General features: G+C 72.8%; 20 protein-coding genes and 1 tRNA gene. 12 read left to right on the top strand and 9 right to left on the bottom strand.

The genetic code is table 11. The annotated features are described in order from the left end of the window. The first annotated feature begins 9 nt into the window (after window positions 1–9). The 3 genes from CP977_RS10725 to CP977_RS10715 all read left to right on the top strand — a co-directional run bounded on the left by CP977_RS10725 (window position 10) and on the right by CP977_RS10715 (window position 2,592). On the top strand, window positions 10–585 hold the full coding sequence (locus CP977_RS10725) for a TerD family protein (RefSeq protein WP_062756017.1): 576 nt from the start codon (window positions 10–12) through the stop codon (window positions 583–585). A gap of 29 nt (window positions 586–614) precedes the next feature. Next, complete coding sequence (locus CP977_RS10720) at window positions 615–1,754, top strand: DUF475 domain-containing protein (protein ID WP_104860544.1); 1,140 nt, start codon at window positions 615–617, stop codon at window positions 1,752–1,754. 100 nt (window positions 1,755–1,854) lie between these two features. Further along, window positions 1,855–2,592 (top strand): TerD family protein, encoded by a 738-nt coding sequence (locus CP977_RS10715; protein WP_062756019.1) that lies wholly within the window; start codon window positions 1,855–1,857, stop codon window positions 2,590–2,592. Window positions 2,593–2,622: 30 nt separating this feature from the next. Here the strand turns inward: CP977_RS10715 and CP977_RS10710 are convergent, their stop codons facing one another. After that, entirely contained in the window at window positions 2,623–3,495 is an 873-nt protein-coding gene (locus CP977_RS10710; RefSeq protein ID WP_152371546.1) for a TerD family protein, read from the bottom strand. Window positions 3,496–3,673: 178 nt separating this feature from the next. On the opposite strand from CP977_RS10710, the gene CP977_RS10705 reads away from it, so the two are divergent. From CP977_RS10705 to CP977_RS10690, 3 genes are all read left to right on the top strand, one after another. Continuing rightward, window positions 3,674–4,837: an HpcH/HpaI aldolase/citrate lyase family protein gene (locus CP977_RS10705; RefSeq protein WP_062756023.1), complete on the top strand. Its 1,164-nt coding sequence runs from the start codon at window positions 3,674–3,676 to the stop codon at window positions 4,835–4,837. Between the two features lie 18 nt (window positions 4,838–4,855). Continuing rightward, window positions 4,856–7,399, top strand: coding sequence for a phosphoribosyltransferase (locus CP977_RS10700; RefSeq protein ID WP_152369985.1), 2,544 nt, complete (start codon window positions 4,856–4,858; stop codon window positions 7,397–7,399). 134 nt (window positions 7,400–7,533) lie between these two features. After that, window positions 7,534–8,331 (top strand): HAD family hydrolase, encoded by a 798-nt coding sequence (locus CP977_RS10690; protein WP_062757112.1) that lies wholly within the window; start codon window positions 7,534–7,536, stop codon window positions 8,329–8,331. A gap of 15 nt (window positions 8,332–8,346) precedes the next feature. Here CP977_RS10690 and CP977_RS10685 read toward each other — a convergent pair whose 3' ends face one another. The 3 genes from CP977_RS10685 to CP977_RS10675 form a co-directional block, all read right to left on the bottom strand. Continuing rightward, window positions 8,347–8,559, bottom strand: coding sequence for an FmdB family zinc ribbon protein (locus CP977_RS10685; RefSeq protein ID WP_062756028.1), 213 nt, complete (start codon window positions 8,557–8,559; stop codon window positions 8,347–8,349). Between the two features lie 105 nt (window positions 8,560–8,664). Beyond that, entirely contained in the window at window positions 8,665–10,026 is a 1,362-nt protein-coding gene (locus CP977_RS10680) for a hypothetical protein (RefSeq protein WP_372460759.1), read from the bottom strand. 79 nt (window positions 10,027–10,105) lie between these two features. Then, complete coding sequence (locus CP977_RS10675) at window positions 10,106–10,768, bottom strand: DUF4097 family beta strand repeat-containing protein (RefSeq protein ID WP_229991669.1); 663 nt, start codon at window positions 10,766–10,768, stop codon at window positions 10,106–10,108. 265 nt (window positions 10,769–11,033) lie between these two features. Here CP977_RS10675 and CP977_RS10670 point away from each other — a divergent pair. Both CP977_RS10670 and CP977_RS10665 read left to right on the top strand, forming a co-directional pair. After that, window positions 11,034–11,108, top strand: a tRNA-Val gene (locus tag CP977_RS10670). Window positions 11,109–11,391: 283 nt separating this feature from the next. Continuing rightward, window positions 11,392–11,685, top strand: a complete 294-nt coding sequence (locus CP977_RS10665) for a hypothetical protein (protein WP_062756034.1) — start codon at window positions 11,392–11,394, stop codon at window positions 11,683–11,685. Window positions 11,686–11,700: 15 nt separating this feature from the next. Here the strand turns inward: CP977_RS10665 and CP977_RS10660 are convergent, their stop codons facing one another. The 3 genes from CP977_RS10660 to CP977_RS10650 form a co-directional block, all read right to left on the bottom strand. Further along, window positions 11,701–12,228 carry an SMI1/KNR4 family protein gene (locus CP977_RS10660; RefSeq protein WP_152369983.1) on the bottom strand — a complete coding sequence of 176 codons (528 nt, stop codon included), beginning with the start codon at window positions 12,226–12,228 and terminating at the stop codon, window positions 11,701–11,703. A 263-nt stretch (window positions 12,229–12,491) separates the two neighbouring features. Next, entirely contained in the window at window positions 12,492–13,706 is a 1,215-nt protein-coding gene (locus CP977_RS10655; protein WP_152369982.1) for a hypothetical protein, read from the bottom strand. 98 nt (window positions 13,707–13,804) lie between these two features. Next, window positions 13,805–14,212 carry a hypothetical protein gene (locus CP977_RS10650; protein WP_062756040.1) on the bottom strand — a complete coding sequence of 136 codons (408 nt, stop codon included), beginning with the start codon at window positions 14,210–14,212 and terminating at the stop codon, window positions 13,805–13,807. A 266-nt stretch (window positions 14,213–14,478) separates the two neighbouring features. On the opposite strand from CP977_RS10650, the gene CP977_RS34785 reads away from it, so the two are divergent. Beyond that, a complete protein-coding gene (locus tag CP977_RS34785) occupies window positions 14,479–15,171 on the top strand; it encodes a DUF4231 domain-containing protein (RefSeq protein WP_229991670.1) in 693 nt (230 codons plus the stop codon). Window positions 15,172–15,180: 9 nt separating this feature from the next. Then, window positions 15,181–15,984: an MBL fold metallo-hydrolase gene (locus tag CP977_RS10640; protein WP_109185851.1), complete on the top strand. Its 804-nt coding sequence runs from the start codon at window positions 15,181–15,183 to the stop codon at window positions 15,982–15,984. Window positions 15,985–16,008: 24 nt separating this feature from the next. Here the strand turns inward: CP977_RS10640 and CP977_RS10635 are convergent, their stop codons facing one another. Next, on the bottom strand, window positions 16,009–16,767 hold the full coding sequence (locus CP977_RS10635; protein ID WP_062756042.1) for a GntR family transcriptional regulator: 759 nt from the start codon (window positions 16,765–16,767) through the stop codon (window positions 16,009–16,011). A gap of 188 nt (window positions 16,768–16,955) precedes the next feature. Here CP977_RS10635 and CP977_RS10630 point away from each other — a divergent pair, with 188 nt between their 5' ends. Beyond that, window positions 16,956–17,198, top strand: a complete 243-nt coding sequence (locus tag CP977_RS10630) for a hypothetical protein (protein ID WP_062756044.1) — start codon at window positions 16,956–16,958, stop codon at window positions 17,196–17,198. A gap of 94 nt (window positions 17,199–17,292) precedes the next feature. Beyond that, complete coding sequence (locus CP977_RS10625; RefSeq protein WP_062756046.1) at window positions 17,293–17,568, top strand: DUF2277 domain-containing protein; 276 nt, start codon at window positions 17,293–17,295, stop codon at window positions 17,566–17,568. Here CP977_RS10625 and CP977_RS10620 read toward each other — a convergent pair. Beyond that, entirely contained in the window at window positions 17,528–18,157 is a 630-nt protein-coding gene (locus CP977_RS10620) for a DedA family protein (protein WP_062757113.1), read from the bottom strand. The two genes, CP977_RS10625 and CP977_RS10620, sit on opposite strands and share 41 nt — an antisense overlap. Window positions 18,158–18,197: the final 40 nt, after the last annotated feature.

The following is an 18,197-nucleotide window of genomic DNA, read 5'->3' as shown; positions in this document are numbered from 1 at the left end:
AACAGAACCATGGGCGTCACGCTCGCCAAGGGAGGCAACGTCTCCCTCTCCAAGGCCGCACCCAACCTCACCCAGGTCCTCGTCGGGCTCGGCTGGGACGCGCGCTCCACCACCGGAGCCCCCTTCGACCTCGACGCCAGCGCTCTGCTCTGCCAGGCCGGCCGGGTGCTCGGCGACGAGTACTTCGTCTTCTACAACCAGCTCCGCAGCCCCGAGGGCTCCGTCGAACACACCGGTGACAACCTCACCGGCGAGGGTGACGGGGACGACGAGTCCCTCATCGTGGACCTCACCAAGGTGCCGGCCCACTGCGACAAGATCGTCTTCCCGGTCTCGATCCACGACGCCGACAACCGCGGCCAGAGCTTCGGCCAGGTCAGCAACGCCTTCATCCGGGTCGTGAACCAGATGGACGGTCAGGAGCTCGCCCGCTACGACCTCTCCGAGGACGCCTCCACCGAGACCGCGATGATCTTCGGCGAGCTCTACCGCTACAACGGCGAATGGAAGTTCAGGGCGGTGGGTCAGGGGTACGCGTCCGGGTTGCGGGGCATCGCTCTAGACTTCGGGGTCAACGTTTCGTAAAGCCATGTAATTTCACGATGGGGTAGACAGTGGTTCTGAAAACCTTCGGCTGGTCGTTCGCCGTCACGGCGCTCGGCCTGGCCTTCGCCGCTTGGCAGTGGGGGTGGGAGGCGTTCGGGGTCGTTCTGATCCTGTCGATCCTCGAGATCTCGCTGTCCTTCGACAACGCGGTCGTCAACGCCGGAATCCTGAAGAAGATGAATGCCTTCTGGCAGAAGATCTTCCTCACCATCGGCATCCTGATCGCGGTCTTCGGCATGCGGCTGGTCTTCCCCGTCGCGATCGTCGCCATCAGCGCCAAGGTCGGTCCCATCGAAGCCGTCCAGCTGGCCCTGGACGAGCCCGAGCGGTACGAGGCCCTGGTCACGGACGCCCACCCGGCGATCGCCGCCTTCGGCGGCATGTTCCTGCTGATGATCTTCCTCGACTTCATCTTCGAGGACCGCGACCACAAGTGGCTCGCCTGGCTGGAGCGTCCGCTGGCCAAGCTCGGCAAGGTCGACATGCTGTCGGTCTGCGTCGCGCTCATCGCCCTGCTCGTCACGGCGATGACCTTCGCGACGCACGCGCACACCAGCGCCGGCCACATGGACAAGTCCACGACCGTGCTGCTCTCCGGCGTCGCCGGTCTGATCACCTACCTCATCGTCGGCGGCCTCTCCGGCTTCTTCGAGAACAAGCTGGAGGAAGAGGAGGAGCGCGAGCACGAGGAGGAGGAGAAGGCCAAGGCCGAGGGCAAGCCCGTCTCGGCGGTCGGCCTCGCCGGCAAGGCCGCGTTCTTCCTGTTCCTGTACCTGGAAGTCCTCGACGCCTCGTTCTCCTTCGACGGCGTCATCGGCGCCTTCGCCATCACCAACCACATCTTCTGGATGGCGCTCGGCCTCGGCATCGGCGCGATGTACGTCCGTTCGCTCACGGTCTACCTGGTCCGCGAGGGCACCCTCGACGACTACGTCTACCTGGAGCACGGCGCGCACTACGCGATCGGCGCGCTCGCCGTCATCCTGCTCGTCACCATCCAGCACGAGATCAGCGAGCTCATCACCGGTTCCATCGGTGTCGTCCTGATCGCGCTGTCCTTCTGGTCGTCCGTCCGCCGCAACAAGGCGCTCGCGGCGGCCGGGGGCGGCTCCTCGGGAGACAAGACAGAGGTGACGTCGGGGGTGTGACACCCCCGGCGGTGAGGAACGCTTCACTGCGGGGCGGCCGGAGCACCCGGCCGCCCCGCGGGCATGTGCGGACACGGACGAGCGGTGGGGGTGGGGCGGCATGGCCTTCTGGGACAACCTGTTCGCGGGGAGGGCGGCCCAGTTCGACTCGGGCAACTCCGTGTCGAACGCGATCGACCTGACGAAACGGCGCCCGTCCGTCTCGCTCACCAAGCAGGGGGCCGCCACCGGCAACCTCCGGGTGAACCTCTCCTGGCGGATGCGGACCTCCGACATCGAGGGCCGCTCCCGCCAGAGCGGCCGGCTGCTGCGCAACCCCGCCCAGCTCTTCAAGCCCGAGGTCGTCCAGGCCCACACCCAGGGCATGGTCAACGTCGACCTCGACCTGGGCTGCCTCTACGAGCTGGCCGACGGCTCCAAGGGCGTGGTGCAGCCGCTGGGCAACTTCTTCGGCGACCTGAACGCGGCCCCGTACGTGAAGCTGAGCGGGGACGATCGCTTCGGCGGCTCCTCCGGGGAGACGATCTTCGTCAATCTGGACCATCGGGACGCGATCAAGCGGCTGCTGTTCTTCGTCTACATCTACGACCAGACGCCGGCCTTCGACCGCACCCACGCCAAGGTCACGCTCTACCCGAGCAACGGCCCCCGGATCGAGATCGAGCTCGACGAGCGCGCCCCGCAGGCCCGCTCCTGCGCGGTCTTCTCCCTGGAGAACGTCAAGGGCGACCTGACGGTCCGGCGCGAGGTGCGGTTCGTGTACGGCTTCCAGGCGGAGCTGGACCGGCTGTACGGCTGGGGCCTCCAGTGGGGCCGCGGCTACAAGACCAAGACGTGACGGGCGGGCGCCGTGCCCGCCCGGGCCGCCTCAGGACGTGACGAACTGGGGACCCATCGGCGGCATCCGGAAGTCCGGGGACGGGTGCTGCTCGGGGGCGCCCACCGGCTGCGGATAGCCGTACGCGGGGGCCGGGACGTTCACGGGCTGCTGAGGGTAGCCGTAGGCGGGCGCCCGGTCCGGCCGGGGCGGCACCGCGGGCTGCGGCGGCACGGGCGGGGGGACCACGGCGGTCGCGTCCGGGTCGGGGCCCGGGGCCCCCTCGTGGGCGCCCTCCGGGGCCGGAGGGGCCGGAGGGGCGTCCGGGCCCCCGGGGAGGCCGTCACGGCCCCCCTGGGCCTCCTCCTGGGCGTCCTCGTCGACCGAGATGCCGAAGTCGGTGGCGAGGCCGACGAGGCCCGTCGGATAGCCCTGCCCCACCGCGCGGAACTTCCAGCCGTCCCCGCGCCGGTACAGCTCGCCGCAGATGACCGCCGTCTCCTCGCCGGTCTCCGCCGTCACCTCGAACAGGGCCAGCGGCTCGCGCTCGGGCCCCGTGGCGTCGTACAGCAGGATCCGCAGGTCGGAGACGGAGCGGAAGGTGCCGCCGTCGGAGGAGGCGGCGACGACCACCCGGTCGACCGAGGCGTCGAGGTGGCCGAGGTCGGCCTCGACGGTGTCCGTCAGGCCCGCGGCGTCCCGCTTCTTCGGCAGCCGCCGCACGAGCCCCGAGGGGTGGCGCGGCTGGTTGTAGAAGACGAAGTCCTCGTCGGACCGCACGCGCCCGGAGGGCCCGAGCAGCAGGGCCGAGGCGTCCACGTCGGGGACCCCGGGGCCCGGGGTCCAGCGGAGCACGGCCCGTACGGCCGCGGTGTCGAGAGGGACGTTGGAGCCCTTCAGCATCGCGTGCGTCATGACCGCAATCCTGCCCTCCCGGCCGACCCGCGGACAACGCGGGGGCGGCACCGAGACCGGGACGAGACCGACGGACGCGAACGGGTTACCTGGATTTCATACGCTGGGGGAACCGGGGTCACCCGCATCTACGTACTATTACCGGCCACGTGTCGTCGGGACACAGAGAGGCAGACGGGATACTCATATGCGTCATTTCGGGCACATCCCGTCCGTGAAGCGGGCCGGACTGTTCCACCGGGAGCCGGTCGAGTTCACGGCCGGATCGCCCGCCCGCACGCTCGCCGCGGCCCTGGGCGCCACCCTCTACAGCCCGGCCACCCGGCCCCGGCTCGCCGACGCCGTGCGCAAGCAGGCCGCCCGCGGCGTGGTCTCCATGGTGCTCTGCCTGGAGGACTCCATCGGCGACGCCGACGTCGAGGCCGGCGAGGACAACCTCGTCCGGGAGTTCGCGGAGCTCGCCGCCGGCGGGACGGACGTCCCCCTGCTCTTCATCCGGGTCCGGGAGCCCGACCAGATCACCGATCTGGTCGACCGCCTCGGCGAAACGATTCACCTGCTGTCCGGATTCGTACTGCCCAAATTCACCGAGCACCGCGGCCGCGCCTTCCTCGAAGCGCTCGTCGAGGCCGAGCGGACCAGCGGCAGGCGCCTCTTCGCCATGCCCGTCCTGGAGTCCCCCGAGCTCCTCCACCTGGAGACCCGGGTCGAGACCCTCGCCGGCATCGCCTCGATCACCGACAAGTACCGCGACCACGTCCTCGCCCTGCGCCTCGGCGTCACCGACTTCTGCTCCGCCTACGGACTCCGCCGCTCGCCCGAGATGACCGCCTACGACGTCAAGGTCGTCGCCCACGTCATCTCCGACGTCGTCAACGTCCTCGGCCGCGCCGACGGCACCGGCTTCACCATCACCGGCCCCGTCTGGGAGTACTTCCGCCCCGGCGAGCGCATGTTCAAGCCCCAGCTGCGCCGCAGCCCCTTCCTGGAGGGCCGCGCCGAGGACCTGCGCACCGCCCTCATCGAGCACGACCTCGACGGCCTGCTGCGCGAGATCGAACTCGACCGGGCCAACGGCCTGCTCGGCAAGACCTGCATCCACCCCACCCACGTGCTGCCGGTGCACGCGCTCTCCGTGGTCAGCCACGAGGAGTGGAGCGACGCCCAGGACATCCTGCGGCCCGAACGGGGCGGCGGCGGGGTGCTCCGCTCCGCGTACACGAACAAGATGAACGAAGTGAAGCCGCACCGCGCGTGGGCCGAACGCATCCTGCTGCGCGCCGAGGTCTTCGGCGTCGCCAAGGAGGACGTCGGCTTCGTGGAGCTGCTCACCGCCGGACTGGCCGGCTGACGAAGGGACGTCGACGACGTGGTGTGGACCGGAACGTGGGTCGCGGAGCGACTGGGCGTCGAACTGATCGGCGACGAGGAGCTGCCCGCCCTGTTGGGCCTCGCACTGCGCCGCAACCCCAAGCGCGCGCACCTGCTCGTCTCCGGCGTGCTCGGCAAGCACGTGCCCCAGCGCCCCTCGGTGGTGTACGGCGCGGGGCTCGACCTCGGCCGGCGCGTACGGGCGCTCCTCGGCGACGAGGAGGCCGCCCGCGCCGTCGTCCTCGGCTACGCGGAGACCGCCACCGCCCTGGGCCACGCCGTCGCCGACGGCCTCGCCCTCGCCCCGTACCTCCACTCCACCCGGCGCCCGGTGCCCGGCGTCGCCCCCGCGGGCGGCTTCGAGGAGTCCCACTCCCACGCCACCTCGCACCTGCTGCTACCCGAGGACCCGAAGCTGCTCGCCGGCGACGGCCCCCTGGTGTTGGTGGACGACGAGTTCTCCACCGGCAACACCGTCCTCAACACCATCCGCGACCTGCACGAACGCCACCCGCGCGAGCGGTACGTCGTCGTCGCCCTCGTGGACATGCGCGCGGCCGCCGACCGCGACCGCCTGGACGCCTTCGCGGAGGAGATCGGTGCCCGCGTCGACCTGGTCGCCCGCGCGGCCGGCACCGTGCGCCTCCCGGAAGGGGTCCTGGAGAAGGGCCGGGCCCTCGTGGCGGAGCACGAGGCGCGCCACGGGGCGATACGGGAGCCGGAGACCGTACCCCTGGCCTCCGCCTTCGTACGGGCCGTCCTCGACTGGCCCCGGGACCTGCCCGACGGCGGCCGCCACGGCTTCACGCCGGAGCACCGGGAACGCCTGGAGGCGGCCCTGCCGTCCCTGGCGGCCGGGGTGGGGGAGGCGCTGCGGAGCCGTCCCGGCACCGGCCGCGTTCTCGTCCTCGGCTTCGAGGAGCTGATGTACGCCCCGCTGCGCCTCGGCACCGCCCTGGAGGAGGCCGGGCACGACGTCCGCTACTCCACCACCACCCGCTCGCCCGTCCTCGCCGTGGACGACCCCGGCTACGCGATCCGCACCCGGCTCGTCTTCCCCGCCCACGACGACCCGGCCGACGGCCCCGGCGAGCGCTACGCCTACAACGTGGCGGGCGGGGGCTTCGACGCCGTCGTCCTCGTGGTCGACTCCGCCGCCGACACCCCGGCCCTGCACGCCCCGGGCGGCCTCCTGGCCCGGCTCGGGGAGCACGTGCCGCACGTGGTGCTCGCGGTCGTCCCCTCGTACGTGCCCTCCCGCGCGCCCGAAGCCGCCCCGTACACCCCCGGAACCGCCGGGACCACGCGAACCGTCGAGAACAGCGGAGCCGACGAAGCCACCGCCGACGACACCGTCACCGAAGTTCCCGACGCCACCGAAGCTCCCGAAAGGAGCTCCATGCTGCCCGAGCCCCTCCGCGGCCCCGCCTTCTCCTCCTACGCACCCGAAGAGGTCGGCTGGCTGCTCCAGGACCTCTCGGACGTCGAACTCGAAGCCCCCACCGAGGAGCGCGAGGAGGCCATCCAGAGCGGCGGCGCCCACTACGCGGAGTCGCTGCCCGTCGAGTACCAGCCCAGCGAGCGCTACCAGGAGCTCTTCCACGCCGCCCTGGAGGCCTCCGCCGCCCGGATCGCCCGCGCGGTCGGCACCGTCACCGAGACCGTCCTCGCCGAGCGCCCCGGCACCCCCGTGCTCGTCTCGCTCGCCCGCGCCGGCACCCCCGTCGGCGTCCTCATGCGCCGCTGGGCCCGGGCCCGCCACGGCCTCGACCTGCCGCACTACGCCGTCTCGATCGTGCGCGGCCGGGGCATCGACGCCAACGCGCTGCGCTGGCTCGCCGCCCACCACGACCCCGCCGACGTCGTCTTCGTCGACGGCTGGACCGGCAAGGGCGCCATCACCCGCGAACTCGCCGAGGCCCTGAAGGACTTCGACGGCTTCGACCCGGACATCGCGGTCCTCGCCGACCCCGGTTCCTGCGTCCGCACCTACGGCACGCGCGAGGACTTCCTCATCCCCTCCGCCTGCCTCAACTCCACGGTCTCCGGCCTGATCTCCCGGACCGTGCTCCGCTCCGACCTGGTCGGACCGGACGACTTCCACGGCGCCAAGTTCTACCGCGAGCTGGCCGGCTCCGACGTCTCCGGGGCCTTCCTGGACGCCGTCGCCGCCCGCTTCGAGGAGGTCGCCGCGACCGTCGACACGGACGTCAAGGAGCTCCTGACCGCCGACCGCGCCCCCACCTGGGAGGGCTGGGCGGCCGTGGAGCGGATCAGCGAGGAGTACGGCATCCACGACGTCAACCTGGTCAAGCCGGGCGTCGGCGAGACCACCCGCGTCCTGCTCCGCCGCGTCCCCTGGAAGATCCTCGCCAAGCGCGGCGCCGGCGCGGACCTCGCGCACGTGCGGCTGCTCGCCGAGCAGCGCGGCGTCCCGGTCGAGGAGGTCGACGGCCTCCCGTACAGCTGCGTGGGACTGATCCACCCCGAGTACACCAGGGGTGCGACGGGCGCCGACGGCAAGGCGGTGGTGTCCCGGTGAGTACGACGACGGGCACGCATCCGATCCAGCCCCCGGCCCCGACCCGGCCCCCGACCCCGGCTCCGGTGCGGGCCCCGGCCGAGGCGCAGGTCCAGGCCGCGCCCCCGGCCCCGGTCCGCACCTCGGCCCCGGTCCTGGTCGCCAGCGACCTCGACCGCACCCTCATCTACTCGTCCGCGGCCCTCGCCCTCGGCATGCCCGACGCGCTCGCACCCCGGCTGCTCTGCGTCGAGGTCCACGAGTCCAAGCCGCTCTCCTACATGACCGAGGACGCCGCCGCCCTCCTGGCCCGACTGTCCGACGAGACGGTCTTCGTGCCCACCACGACACGGACGCGCAAGCAGTACCAGCGCATCCAACTCCCCGGCACCGAGCCGAAGTACGCGATCTGCGCCAACGGCGGGCACATCCTCGTCGACGGCGTCTCCGACCCGGACTGGCACGCCTCCGTCCTCGACCGGATCGCCGGCGAGTGCGCGCCGCTCTCCGAGATCCGCGCCTATCTGACCGCCACCACGGACCTGTCCTGGGTGCGCAAGCACCGGGTGGCCGAGGACCTCTTCGCCTACCTGGTGGTCGAGCGCGAACGGCTCCCCGAGGAGTGGCTGGGACGCTTCGGCCACTGGGCGGGGGAGCGCGGCTGGACCGTCTCGCTCCAGGGCCGCAAGGTGTACGCGGTGCCGAAGCCGCTCACCAAGAGCGCGGCCGTCCGCGAACTCGCCCGCCGCACCGGCGCCGGGCTCACCCTGGCCGCCGGGGACTCCCTGCTCGACGCCGACCTGCTGCTCGCCGCGGACCGGGCCTGGCGCCCGGGCCACGGCGAACTGGCCGACAGCGACTGGACCGCCCCCCACCTCGACGTCCTCGCGGAGCGGGGGGTCGCGGCGGGGGAGGAGATCCTGCGCCGCTTCCGCGCGGCGGCCGCGGGCTGACCCCTTTCTGGGGGATCAGCCGCAGCAGCCCCCACCGCAGCAACCGCCGCCTCCGCCGCTCTGCGCGGGGGCGGCGGTGCCGGTTCCGCCGACGGCCACGGCCGAGAGCAGCTTCACGGTGTCGCCGTGCCCGGCGGGGCAGGCGGCCGGGTCGGAGGACTCGGCCATGGGCCGACTGAGTTCGAAGGTGTCGCCGCAGGTGCGGCAGCGGTATTCGTAACGAGGCATGGGGACAGGTTAGAGGCTGCCCGGCGGATCAGGGCCGGGGCCGCGACCGCCGATCCGCCGGACAGGCCCTGGAGGCGGCCCCGGCGAATCCGGCCGCCCGGTCGGTCAGTGACCGGCGCCGCCTCCCCGCTCCTCCCGGATCTGCCCGACGACCCGGGCGGCGGTGGCGCGGACGTCCTCCAGCTCGGTCAGGAAGTGCCAGTAGTCGGGGTGCCGCCCCTCCAGGGAGGCGACCGCCCGGTCGATGCGCGCGACGGCCTGGTCGAGGGGCGCGGCGTGCCGCGGGTCGGGGGTGGTCCGCCCGTCCATGGCGAGCCGCTGGGCGTCCCGTACGGCGAACCGGGCGCGGTCGACCTCGGCGTTCGGGTCCTTCGCGACGGCCTCCAGACGGCGCAGCCGGTCGCCGGCGGCCGAGACGGCCTCGTCGGTCGCGTCGAGGAGGGCGCGGACGGTGGAGAGCAGCGAGGTGGCGTCGGGCCAGCGCTGCTCGGCCCGTGCCCGCCCGGCCTCGGCGAGCCGCTCCCCGGCCTGCCCGAGGCTCGCGGCGGCCTGCTCGGGCACGTGCTGGAGGTCCTGCCAGCAGGCGGCGGAGAAGCGCCGCCGCAGCTCGGAGAGGACGGGCTCGACGCCCTCGGTACGGGTGGTCAGCGCCTCGGTGCGGGTACGCAGGGAGACGAGCCGCCGGTCGATCTCGGCGGCGCGCTCGGGCAGCCGCTCGGCCTCCGTCCGTACGGCCTCGGCGTCCCGCAGCACCCGGTCGGCCCGCTGGAGGGTCTCGGGGACGCCGTGCCGGCCCGCGCCCTCGTTGAGCCGGGTCAGCTCGGGCCCGAGCCGGGCGAGCCGCAGCGCGAGGTCGTCGGCGCGCAGCCCGCCCTCCCGTGCGGCGTCGAGGGCGTCGCTCGCGCCGCGCAGGGCCTGCCGGGCGCGCTCGACGGCGGGCGCGAGCCGGGCGAGCTGGGTCTCGGCACGCCCGAGGAGGGGGGCGAGCCCGGCCTCGAACCGGTCCAGCTCGCCCTTGACCCGGTCCAGCTCGTCCTTGGCGCGGGTGAGCTCGGTGCGGGCCCGGGAGGCGGTGGCGGCGTCCAGCTCGTCGCGGTCGAGGTCGTGGGCGTCGACGGCGGTGATGTACACGTGGCTGACCTGGTCGATGCGGCGCCCGAGCGCCTCGAAGCCGGCGACGACGTCGCGCGCCTCGGGGGAGCTGTCGACGGCCGTGATGGTCTCCATCGAGATCCGCAGCCCGCGCTGGGCGGTGTCGAGCTCGTAGAACGCGGCCGCGGCGGCGTCCTTGGCGGCCTGCGCCTCGGCCCGCTGGCCCTCGCCCCGGCCCCCGAACCAGCGTCGGGTCCCGCCCCCGGCGAAGGCCCCGGGAAGTACCGCTCCCGCCACCAGCGGCAGCAGGAGCGCCAGCCGGAACGCGGAAGGAATCCCGGGCGCCGACGCGCTCCTCGTCTTGCTCGCCGCCACGTGCCTCTCCCCGTGCTGTGTCCGCCGTGCCCGGTCCGGGACCATTCTCCCACCCGGTAGGGACGAACACACGGGCCGGTCAGTTCACCGTACGAACGGTGACGTCCCCGTTCTCGCTCCGCGCGCGCACCGCGTTCCCGCTCCCGTCCCGCCGGGGGACGTCGATCCGCACGTCCCCGTTCCCACTGCTCCCGGCCACGGCGTACTCGGCCTTCGGCAGCTCCGCGGTGACGTCGCCGTTGTCGGTGGCGATCTCGACGTTCCGGGGTACGGCTCCGAGGGCGAGCCGGACGTCCCCGTTGTCGGTCCGTACGGCCAGGTCGGCCGACGTGGTGCCGGCGTCCACGACGACGTCCCCGTTGGTGCTGCCGAGATCGAGCGCCGCGCCGGCCTTCCGCACCCGCACGTCCCCGTTGTCGGTCCGCACCTTCAGGGGCGTGGCGAGCCCCTCGGCCGTCACGTCGCCGTTGTCGCTCTCGACGGCGACGGCGACCTTCCGGGGCACCTGGATCCGGTGCACGGCCGCGCAGTTCGAGGCGACGGCGTCGCACTCGACCCGCAGCGTCAGCCGCCCGTCGACCAGCTTCCAGCTGGCCTCGGGCCCGGATCCCATGAACACCCATCCGTCGACCTGCCGCTCGACCCGCACCTCGTCGATGTCGGCGGGCGTGATCACCAGCCGTGAATGGTCGGAGTCGACGGTGAGCGCGCTCCCCTCCAGATCGAAGCTCTTCCTCTCCACGGGCGCCCCCTCGGCGTCGGCGGTCCCGCACCCGACGACCCCGAGCAGCCCGACGAGAACCCCACCGCACGCGACCAGCACCCGACTCCGACGACCCACGACCAACCCCCAGAAGAAACACGACGACCCCCCGAAGCTACGGCCCGCACACCCCCGGTCACGATCCGGCGACCCACCGTCCCTGAGGTGGGGCTACCCCCCGCCCCTCGGCCGTATCGGTTTGCGGCACCCACCCACGGGCCATGTAGGCTGTTGCCTCTTCCACGGGTGCGTAGCTCAGGGGTAGAGCGCTGCTCTTACAAAGCAGATGTCGGCGGTTCGAAACCGTCCGCGCCCACCAGCAGGTAGCACGACAAAGGCCCAGGTCACCGGTACTGAACCGGGGACCTGGGCCTTGTCCGTCCGTGCCTCGGCCAGGGCACGCCGCACGGCGACGGTGCGCCGTGCGAGGTCGAGCACACGATCAACCGGCTCAAGAACCCCCGGCTGTCGCCGCCCGCCCCGGCCGGAGGGCCTCTGTCTTCCACGGCCCCGTCAGCATCGCCGCGATCCGGCTCCGGTCACCCGGTCACGCTCGGAACCGCCCAGCCGCCGGCAGCGTCGTCCCGTACAGTGCCGAAGGTATGACGGCACTCGCATCCTTCACCTTCGTGCGCCACGTCGACGGGCTCCGCCACCGCTTCGAACGCGACGGCGAGCGCAACGGCCGTCCCGCCTACCGCCGGACGGACGGGAACGTGTGGTGTGTATGGTCGCCGACCGACGGCTGGCACTGCGAGATCGCCGGCGGCCTCGTCACCGCCCATCCCCTCGACAGCCACGCCGACGAACCCGAACCCCCGGCCACCGTCTGGCGAAGCTTCAAAGACGACCGCTCCTATCTCTACGACCTCCGGACCCTCGACCTCGAAGCGTGATCCTCCGGACACGCCCTAGCGGCACAGTCCCATGATGATGTCGTCGAAGTCGGGAAACTCCCGTGTGGCTTCCGCGGTGATCGTCTGGGCCGATGCCCGCCGGCCGGGGGCGTACTTCTCCGCGATGGCCGCCAGGTCCTCGTCGGCCTGGGGAGCCCAGTCGGGCTCGTGGAAGGCGGCCGCTTCCCACGGGCCGAAGCCGTCAGCCAGCAGCCACAGGAAGGCGCTCAGGTCGCGGGCGACGACGGCAGTCTCCCCTTCGGACCCCATGAAGACAACGGGCTGCTCCGCCAGGTCCCGGCGGGGACGGACGAGCCAGAAGGCTGCGTATCCGCCGGTTCCGTCCTGGCCGAAGACGCGGAAGTCATCGCCGGTCAGGTCGTTGTTCCCTGTCCACGCACGGAGCCAGTCCGTCGTCTCGTCGGCAGCCAGGAAGGACTCGTAGGGTTCGAAGTCGACGCGGTCCTCGCCTATGCGGTCGAGCCGGATCGCCATGGCAGCGGCGAGCGCAGCGGGGAACCGGCGGTCTTCGTTCGGGATCATGCGAACAGATTAGTGACCGCTCGAGAGGCCCATCAGGTCCCTGGCGTCACCGACTGCGCACATCGGCGTCCGCAGGAGGCTTGAGGCAACAGTCGGGAGGGCTTCGCGGGCTACCCGGTGACCGCCCTGCGGGTCACCGATCCGCCGGAAGGCGCGGCTGCTCGCGGCCGGTGAAGGAGCGGGCGGATGCGCGCCGGGCCCACAAAGCAGATGTCGGCGGTTCGAAACCGTCCGCGCCCACCATCGCAGAGGCCCCGGTGCCGTCAGGAGTCGCCCCGCTTCGTGGTCAGGTAGCAGGTCACCAGGTCCTTGCCGCCCGGGCCCGAGACGCGGGCCGGTGTCCACCAGGCCCAGATTTCCGGAGACTTCGGCAGCCATGCCGGGCCGGCCATGTCGCGGGCGACCGCGCAGGCGATGTCGGCCCGTTCCTGGGTCTCCGCCGGCGTCGCGCCCGGGCGCAGCGGGATCTGGGTGAAGACACGGGCGTCGTACGGTCCGGAACAGGGGACGTCCACGACCACGTGCGCCGCGCGCCGACCGCTGTCGAAGTCGACGCAGCCGCCGCTCTTCACGTCGCGCATGGGCAGCACGGCATCGGCGGCCTTGCGGACGTTCCCCGTGGGGGCCGCGGTCGGCTTCGACGCGCCGAACCCGGTGAGCGTGAGGTCCATCGTCAGCGAGGTCACGTCGGCGAGGGCGCCGCTCTTCCGCAGGAGCCGCGACAGGTCCGCCCGGCCGTGGGTGATCCTGCCCTCCCGGTCCACGGACACGGTCAGGGGGAAGCCGGCCTGGAGGGCGTTGGTGCCCATCTCGGCCGCCAACTCCTTGCGGAGGTCGGCGGGGAACATCGTCCACCCCGTCGAGAAGGGCATCTCCGCCCGGTACGTACGGCCCTCCGCGGGCCCGTCCTGCCGCGCCTTCGCGTCCGCGCCGCCCACGCCCTCCAGGAGGGTGCCGCCGACCGGGCTCTCGGAGCCCCGCAGGTGGCCGATCGGGTCGGTGCCGTCTCCCGTGGCGAGGGTGTCGGCGGCGTCGTACCGGAGCCAGTAGCCCGAGGAGGCGGCGCGGTAGTGGATCCGCTGCCGGTCGACGAGGAAGCCGGTGGAGGCCGTGCCCGGCGCCCTGCCGGGAGTGGTGCCGAGGAGCGTCTTCCGCACCTCGGCGGAGTACTTCTCCGGCACCTGCCACTTCACGCCCGCCTCGCCCGCCCCCTTCGCGAAGTCCAGCCTGCCGCTCAGCGTCTGCACGGCCGTGCCCTTCGCGGACCCGAAGGAGACCGTCTGCGTGAAGCTCGCGCTGCCCGCCTTCTGCGTCTCGCGCAGGGCCAGGAAGACCTGGCGGTCGAGGGGCTGGTCGAAGACCGGGTGCCGGGTGGGTTCGGCCTTCGGTTGCGCGTCCTTCTCGCCTCCGCCGTCGCAGGCGGTGACCAGGAGGAGGGCGAGGGGGAGCGCGGCCGTGCGCGCGAGACGACTGATCACGACCGGATGACCTCCCGGTCGGGTCGGGGGTTGCCCTTCCGCGCGTAACGGAGCGATCACCCCGGACAGCCGGGGCGGGCGGGCGTCGTCGAAGCGGATCAGAAGGTTCTGGCGAAGACGCGGGCGCCGTTGTGGAAGGTGACGGTCAGGCCGGTCTGGGAGACCGCCTCGGGCTGGGTGGACCAGCGTTCGACGGACGCGATCTCCGGGGAGGCGGCCTGGGCGAGGGCGGCGGCGAGCCAGGCCTCGGGGGAGTCGGTCTTCCGGGGCGGCTCACCGGCGGGGACGGGGGTGCCCGTGACCGGTTCGTCGAGGAAGCCCTCGTGCTTGGCGCCCTCGGGCAGCTGGCCGGTGAACTGCCACCGGCTCTCGGCCGTGCCCACCGTGATGACCACGCCGAAGGGGTGCTTGGTGTCGCCGGACTCGGCGAGGGTCCGCACGCCGTCGGCGGTCGGGCTGTTCTTCACGATGTCGACGACGAAGTCGCTGAATCGCTGGGGGCGCATCCGCGGTCGGTTCCTTTCTTGCGGGCTGTCCATCCTAGGGAGCGCGGGACGAGCGGTCGGATCCGTGGGCGAAGACCTCGGACCGTGATCGATCCGGGGACTTTTGCGGTCGAGGTGGAGTTGTTCGAGGTCGGAGCTTGATCACTTTTCTTCTCCTGTTGCCCGTCGTCGCTACTACGACACCCGGACGGACGCGCCTCGCGGTGGAGACCGGGGGAACGGGACCGGAGTTGACGGAGACCTCGGGGCGCGGGTCTACTCCCCGCATGGCTGAGGTGGGGGACGCGCCCGAACAGGGCGCGCAGGGCGGCGAGATGACGCCGCAGCGGTACATCGAGACGCGCGTCGAGCAGTACCAGGGGTGGTACGACGCCAAGGCGACCCACATGAAGGCGATGCACCTGCGGATGCGGACCGTGTCCGTCGTCGGCGGGGCGCTCGTGCCGGTGTTCGTCAACCTGGACCTGGGCTTCGCACGGATCACGGCCACGGTCCTGAGCGTGGTCGTCGTCGCCGCGGTGTCGCTGGAGAGCGTCTACCGGTACCGCGAACAGTGGAAGAACTACCGCTCGACCGAGCAGCTCCTCGGGCACGAGCGCGTCTACTTCGAGACGAAGGTGGGGCCCTACCGCGGCCTGTCGAAGCGGGAGGCGTTCACCGTGCTGGTCGCCCGGGTCGAGAAGGCCATCGCCAACGAGAACGCGGCCACCCTGAACGTCATGACGCTCGGAGGACAGGTCAACTCCGACGTGCAGGCCGGGGTTCCCGCCGCCCGCACCGAGAGCGTGCTCGTGGAGAGCGTCCGGACCGAGAGCGTGAAGGTGGAGAGCGCCAGGAGCGGGGAGGACGCCAGGGACGGGGAGGGAGCCAGGGGTGGGGGGAGTGCCGGGGGCGGGGAGGGCGCTCGGGCCGGAACAGGCGTTGCCGGTAAGGCCGTTCCGGGGTCGGGCACCCCCTAGGCTTGCCGCATGGCCAGCGACGCCCTGCGCATCACCGTCCTCGGGTCCGCCACCCCCTACCCCCGCCCCGGCAACGCCTGTTCCGGCTTCCTGGTCGAGGGCGGCGGCGCACGAGTGTGGGTCGACGCCGGGACCGGCACCCTCGCGGAGCTCCAGCGGTACGTCGCGCTCGGCGAGGTCGACGCCGTGTGGCTCTCCCACCTGCACGCCGACCACAGCGCCGACCTCCTCACCGCGTACTACGCCTTGCTGTACGCCGACCTCGACCTCCCCCTGCCCCTCCCGCTCCTCGGCCCGCCCGGCACCGCCGACCGCCTCGCCGGCTTCCTCACCAACGGGCCTGTCCGCAGCCCCGTCGAGAAGGCCTTCGCCGTGGAGGAGCTGTACGACGGGCACGTCACCCGGATCGGCGGGCTCACCCTCCGCTCCCGGGCCGTCGAGCACGGCGGCCCGCCCGCCTTCGCCCTGCGCGTCGAGGACGGCCGGGGGTGCTCGCTCGTCTACTCCGGGGACTGCGAGCCCTGTCCTTACCTCGTCGAACTCGCCCGCGACTGCGACCTGTTCCTCTGCGAGGCCGACGGGGACGGTCCCGGGCACCACTCGGCCGCGCAGGCCGGGCGGAGCGCCGCCGGGGCCCGGGCTCGCCGCCTCGTCCTCACCCACGTGGGGCCCGGTACGGAACCGGCCGAAGCCCTCGCCCTCGCCGCCGCCGAGTACCCCGGGGAGATCGCCCACGCCGACCCCGGGCTGCGGTTCGTCCCCGGGGCGGGCCGGGGGGAATGGATCGAGGCGCCCGCGCGGCCGGGCGCGTGACGCGGGCCGCGCGCCGGACACGCCCTAGGCGCCGAAGTCGTACTCCAGGACGTACGACGACGAGTCCAGCGTCATCTCGTTCAGCTCCACCGCCGTCCCCGTCTCCGTGAAGGCCGTGCGGTCGATGAGGACCACCGGCGTCCCGAGCTCCAGGGCCAGCCGCTCCGACTCCTCCGCCGTCGGCATCCGGCAGCGGATCTCCTCCCGGAACCGCACCGGCCGCCGGCCCAGCTCCGCCAGGCGCGCGTACGTGCCGCCCGGCCCCGTGTCCCGTTCTGCGATCCGCGTCCCGCGCACCAGGTCGGCCGGGAGGTACGAGACGGAGAGCAGTACCGGCCTGTCGTCCAGGACGAACCGGCGGCTCCGGACGCAGACGGGCGCGCCCGGCGGCAGGTCGAGCGCCTCCGCGACCCGGGCGCCGGCCTCCGCCTCGCCCACCTCGATCCGGTCGACCACCAGGTCCCGGTCCTCCACGTCCGCCGACCAGACCGACCGGCCGCCGCCCCAGTGCTCGCCCGCCAGGCGCGGGATGCCCCGGCGGCGCAGCGGACGGAAGACGCGGACGAACACCCCGGCACCCTTGCGCGCCTCGGCGAGTCCCTCGGTCCGCAGCACGGAGAGGGCCTGCCGGGCCGTCATCCGCGCCACCTCGTAGGTCGCCATGAGGTCGTTCTCGCCGGGGAGCCGGTCACCCGGCGCGAAGTCGCCCGACCGGATCGCGTCCCTCAACTCGTCAGCGATCCGCTGGTACTTGGGCCGTCGAGCGCTGTCCTGGTCAGTCACGGGTGGACCACTCCCTTCATCTGCGGGACACCCTACGGCGCACCCCTCGGCGCGGAAGCACACGTGTACGCCGTCCCGACCGGTCGATCCATCCATCGGGGGACATCTCTAGAGATACGTTGACAGAGCCGGGTCGCCGCGCTTCCCTGAGTGTCCCCATGCTTCAGGTTCCGGGACGGAGGGGACGCGTGCAGCCACTGCCCGAGGTCGGTGACCTCGTCCGTGACACCGCCACCGGGCGGGTCGGTTTCTATGTGGACAGCGTCTCCGGGCGCTTCCGCATCCGCGCCGTCCACGGCGGCACCGAGTGGGACGCCGAGCCCGTCGACGTCCAGCTCGCCACGCCCCTGCACGAGCTGCGGGCCCGTACGGCCGAGATCAACGCACGGAGCAGACGCGGGCTCGGCGGTGTCGGTGGCGTCGGGGTGTAGGAGCGCCGCCGGGGCCGGTTGTACGGTCCGCCGGGATGCCGGGGCCGGTCGTGCGGGCGGCGCGGTTGTCGGTGGCGCGCGCCACACTGGAGGCATGTGCCGCAGCATCAAGACGCTCCGCCCGCCCGTACTGCCCGAGGAGGCGACCGAGGACGACATCCGCGCCGCCGCCCTCCAGTACGTCCGCAAGATCTCGGGCTTCCGCGCCCCCGCCGCCCACAACCGCGAGGTCTTCGAGCGGGCCGTGGACGAGATCGCCGAGGCCACCGCGAGACTCCTCGACGGCCTGGAGGTGCGCGGGGCCAGGACGGTCGGGACGGGCGGGACGGTCAGGAAGCGGGCGCCGGAGCCGCGGCCGGACGCCGTATGAGATACGCGGCGAGCCCGCCCGCGAGGAAGAGCGCGAGGGTCGACACCCCCGCGCTGAACCAGGTCGCGCCCAGCCACTGACCGCCCAGCCAGCCGAGCCCCACGCTGTACGACGCCCAGGTCACGCCCGCGAGGGCCGACCACGGCAGGAACTCCTTGCTCCGGCGCTTCGCCGCGCCCGCGCCGAGGGAGACCACGGAGCGGCCCGCCGGCGCGAACCGCGCGAGGACGACGAGCAGTCCGCCGCCCCGGGCGAGCGCGGTGCCGAGACGTTCCTGCGCCAGGGAGAGGCGCCGTGAGCGCGCTATCGCCCGGTCCAGCCTGGCCCCGCCCCGGCGCGCCAGGCGGTACGCGAGGAAGTCGCCGAGCACCGAGGCCGTGGCCGCGCAGAGGAGCAGGGCGAGGAGCGACGGGACGTCGGGGGAGGCCGCGGTGGCCGTCGCGGCGGTCGCCGCCGTGGCCGCGGTGATCACCAGGAAGCCGCTCGGCAGTACGGGCAGGAAGACGTCGAGCAGGATCGACGTCGCCACCACCGGGTAGATCCATGGACCGGCGGTGAGCGACCGCAGCGAGCCCAGGCTGTCGAGCAGATTCACAGGGGCAGAGCCTACGCGGGATCGGGGGCCCGCC

Origin of the sequence: Streptomyces cinereoruber, from assembly GCF_009299385.1 — a bacterium.
Lineage (GTDB): Bacteria > Actinomycetota > Actinomycetes > Streptomycetales > Streptomycetaceae > Streptomyces > Streptomyces bikiniensis.
Note: the sequence above shows the minus strand (reverse complement) of the source record. Positions and strands in the feature narration are given on the sequence as shown.